Source organism: Streptomyces sp. S6, assembly GCF_054880855.1.
Genome location: NZ_JBTYMC010000466.1, coordinates 1 through 3,740, shown reverse-complemented (window position 1 = coordinate 3,740; position 3,740 = coordinate 1). Strand labels below are relative to the sequence as shown.

Below are 3,740 nucleotides of genomic sequence, written 5' to 3'. Positions count from 1 at the left end.
GTACCCGGAGCGACCGGGGTGCCCGGAGCGCCCGCCCTGCCGAGCGCGCCCCCCGAGGCGCCGCCCGGCTGGCGGCCCTGGCGCTTCCGGATGTCCAACGATGTCTGGGGAACCCCCTCCGTCGACGGCGACCTCGTCTACGTCACCTCCTTCGAGGTGCACGCCCTGGACGTCGCGACCGGCCGCCGCCGGTTCAAGACGCGGGACGTCGCCTGGTCCATGGCGGTCGCCGACGGCCGCGTCCACGCCTCCGACGGGCCCACCCTGTTCGCCCTCGACGCCCGCGAGGGCGGTGACCTGTGGCGGCTGCCGACGGACGCCTGGGTGTACTCCCTGAAGGCCGAACGGGGGACCGTCGTCACCGGTACCCGCGGGGGAGGCGCGCAGGGCTGGGAGGCGTCGAACGGGCAGAAGCTGTGGGAGATCGGCGGCTGCCAGACCGACTTCGAGTCACCCGAGGCGGGTCCCGTCCTGCACGACGGCACCGTCTACGTCTGGCAGGACGCCCGGCTGCGGGCCCTGGAGGCCCGTACGGGTGAGGAACGCTGGTCCTACCCCATCGGTGACGCCGCCTCCTGCGGGGGCGTACCCGTACGGGTCACCCCTGCGGGGGACGCCAACGTGTACGTCTCCGCGGGGACGCGGGTGCTGTCGATCGACATCGCGACCGGGATGGTCCGCTGGCACTTCGAGGCGCCGGCCGCGTTCCTGTCGCCGCCCGCCTTCGTGCCGGGGCCGGCCGTCACCGGGGGCGGGGTCTACCTCGCGGACTACCTCGGGACGGTCTACGCCATCGACGCCGCCGACGGCCGCGACCGCTGGCGGATCGCCACCGAGGCCCGCTCCTCCATCGATCCCGTACTGGTCGCCGCCGGGCATGTGCACGTGGGCAGCGGCAAGGGCCTCTACACCCTGGACGCGGTGACCGGCACGCCCAAGTGGCGGTTCCAGGCCGGCGGGGACATCGTGGGGGCGCCCGCCGTCGCCGAGGGCCGCATCCACTTCGGCTCCACCGACTGCCTGTTGTACACGCTCAAGGCGGACGACGGGCGGCTGCGGTGGAAGCTCGCGACCGGCGGAGAGATCACTGGCTCTCCGGTCGTACGGGACGGGGTCGTGTACGCGTGCAGCAAGGACCGGTGCGTGTACGCGCTGGACGCGGAGAAGGGGACCGGGACGGCCCGGCCCATGTAGGGGGCAGGATGCGGGGAGCGTGACGTGAGCGTGACAGAGGTTGCCTAGAGTGGCCGTATGCGACGACGGGGGCACATCTTCAGGCTTACGGCGGTCTCGGCTCTGGTGGTGCTCGCGCTCACGGGCTTCTCGTCCGGGCGCGGGCACAGGGGCGGGAGCCACAGTGGGGACGGCGGGGGCGGGTGCAGCAGCTCCCGGCAGGATCACGACAGTTCGTCGTCGGGGAGCGGCTCGCGGTATCGGCACAACGACTACGACGATGACGACTCCGGTTCGTCCAGCGGGAGTTCGTCGAGCGGGAGTTCGTCCGCGCGGACACCCGTCGTCGTGCAGAGCGGGCGGGTGAGCCTCGTCGAGTGTGCGACGCGGACGGCGCCGTATGCGACCGTGAAGGTCTTCAACCCCAACCCCTCGGTGGAGTGGTTCGAGATCACCGTCAGGTTCCTGGACGCGAGCGGGGCGGTGATCGCGGAGCCGGTGAGCAAGGAGTTGATACGGGGGAAGGCGACGGAGTCCGTGGAGGTGCCGGTCGGTGGCGCCGGTCTCGCTGCGAAGGTGGTTCGCTGCGAGGTCGACGCCGTCGCGCGGGTGGTCTGAACTACGCCTGTTCGTCACGGAGTCCGGTCAGGAACTCCACGAGCAGCTCGGTCACCTCGGCCGGCCGCTCCTGCTGGGTCCAGTGGCCGCAGCCCGGCAGGACGACCGGCGGGCGGCGCAGGCCCGGGAGCAACTGCGGGAGTTTCGCAATCAGTTCGGGCGTGCCGGGGAAGTAGGCGACGGGGTCGCGGTCGCCGTACACGAAGAGCGCGGGCGTGGTGATGGTCGCGCCCGCGTAGGGGGCGGTCAACTCCCAGTTGCGGTCGAGGTTCCGGTACCAGTTGAGGCTGCCGGTGAAGCCCTTGGCGAAGCTCTCGGCCAGCTCGTCGAGGTCGGACTCGGGGAACCAGTCCGGCTGTTCGCCGGTGTCGGGGAGCTGCTCCAGCCACGGGGTGCCGGGCTCGACCAGGGCCTGGTGGATCCCGGGCTCGCCCGGAGCGTCACCGGAGTGCGCGTACACGAAGCGCCGCAGGGCGGTCTTCGGGTCCCGCCCGAACTCCTCGTCCGCCACACCGACTTGGTTGAAGTACGTCCAGTAGAAGCGGCCCTGGTACGCCGCGTCCACCACACCCAGCGGCGGACGGACGCCGCGCTGCGACGGGGCCACGCTGAGCCCCGCGACCCCGCGCACCACGTCCGGCCGCAGCAGCGCCGTGTGCCAGGCGACCGGCGCACCCCAGTCGTGGCCGACGACGAACGCCGTCTCCTCACCGAGCGCGTGGATCAGCCCGATCACGTCCCCGACCAGGTGCAGGATGCTGTACGCGGCGACGTCGTCCGGACGGTCCGAGGCGCCGTAGCCGCGCTGGTCCGGGGCGACGACACGGAACCCGGCCGCGACGAGCGGGGCGAACTGGTGGCGCCAGGAGTGCCAGGACTCGGGGAAGCCGTGCAGCAGGACCACCAGCGGGCCCTCGGTCCCGGCCTCGGCGATGTGCAGGTTGACGCCGTTCACTTCTACGGTGCGGTGCTGGATCATGGAAACCAGTTTATGGGTGCACCCTCGGCCGAAATGCCGTCCCCTTTCAGCGTATTCGGAAATTCTGGGTTCTTTCTGTGAAGAGTTGATTCTGCCGGTCGCTCGGAAGATTCCCCAGCGCTATCAGGTGCGGGGCCTGCGCGAATCCCTGTGCCCGCGTCGCCTCCCGGGCCGCCCACAGTGCGCGGACCGTGCCCTGCACCCCTTCCGGCGGATACCCGGCGATCACCCGCGCCCGCTCGACTGCGACCTCCGACGCCCTTCCGGTTCCCGCCAGTTCGGAGACCAGTCCGACCTCGTACGCCCGCTGCGCGGAGAGCCGTTCGGCCGTTCCCATCAGCATCATCCGGGCGACCTCCCCGTACGGCATCCGCTGCGCCATCAGCACCGACTCGTAGGCGCTGACCATTCCGTATGTCGTGTGCGGGTCGAAGAACTGGGCGCCCTCCCCGGCCACCACGAACTCGCTCTCCCCCAACAGGTAGAAAGCCCCGCCGCACGCCATTCCCTCGACGGCCGCGATCACCGGTTTCCAGAGATCGTTGGACTTGGGGCCGATGTGCAGGAGTGGATCGTCCTGCATATAAGGGGAGTTGGGCTGAGGAACCACGGCGTCGCGGTCGATGCCGGTGGAGAAAGCGCGGGTTCCGGTGGCGGTGAGGACAATCGCCCGGACGGCGTCGTCGAAACGCAATTGCCGCCAGATCTCCGCGAGTTGCCGGGCCGTCGGAATGTCGATCGCGTTGAGCCTCTCCGGACGGTCGAGCGTGACCACCGCGACGCCGGTCTCCTTGTCGGTGTCGAGGCGCGGGGTCACGTCAGGACCCACTGGGGGAGACCGTCGTCCGGGAACACCGCGTGGACCCGGGCGCCGATCCGAAGCCGTTGCGGATCAAGGGAGTTGAGGGGAGCGCCGGGGTGGGTGACGACGTTGCCGACGAGGCGGATGCGCGGGGCGTCGGCGAGTGCG

At 70.9% G+C, this 3,740-nt stretch carries 4 protein-coding genes; 2 read left to right on the top strand and 2 right to left on the bottom strand.

The window, feature by feature from the left end; translation table 11 throughout:
- The coding region (locus tag ACVNF4_RS33695) for an outer membrane protein assembly factor BamB family protein (RefSeq protein ID WP_461806675.1) at positions 1–1,194 on the top strand (1,194 nt) is incomplete at its 5' end.
- Between the two features lie 57 nt (positions 1,195–1,251).
- Positions 1,252–1,791 (top strand): hypothetical protein, encoded by a 540-nt coding sequence (locus tag ACVNF4_RS33690; protein WP_461806674.1) that lies wholly within the window; start codon positions 1,252–1,254, stop codon positions 1,789–1,791.
- 1 nt (position 1,792) lies between these two features.
- Here the strand turns inward: ACVNF4_RS33690 and ACVNF4_RS33685 are convergent, their stop codons facing one another.
- Both ACVNF4_RS33685 and ACVNF4_RS33680 read right to left on the bottom strand, forming a co-directional pair.
- Positions 1,793–2,770 carry an alpha/beta fold hydrolase gene (locus ACVNF4_RS33685; protein ID WP_461806673.1) on the bottom strand — a complete coding sequence of 326 codons (978 nt, stop codon included), beginning with the start codon at positions 2,768–2,770 and terminating at the stop codon, positions 1,793–1,795.
- 46 nt (positions 2,771–2,816) lie between these two features.
- A complete protein-coding gene (locus ACVNF4_RS33680) occupies positions 2,817–3,599 on the bottom strand; it encodes an enoyl-CoA hydratase/isomerase family protein (RefSeq protein ID WP_461806672.1) in 783 nt (260 codons plus the stop codon).
- Between the last annotated feature and the right edge of the window lie 141 nt (positions 3,600–3,740).

What these genes read in the sequence shown, in the direction of transcription:
- ACVNF4_RS33685 (WP_461806673.1), bottom strand. Translation starts at nt 2,770, where the DNA reads ATGATCCAGCACCGCACCGTAGAAGTGAACGGCGTCAACCTGCACATC.
- ACVNF4_RS33690 (WP_461806674.1), top strand. Translation starts at nt 1,252, where the DNA reads ATGCGACGACGGGGGCACATCTTCAGGCTTACGGCGGTCTCGGCTCTG.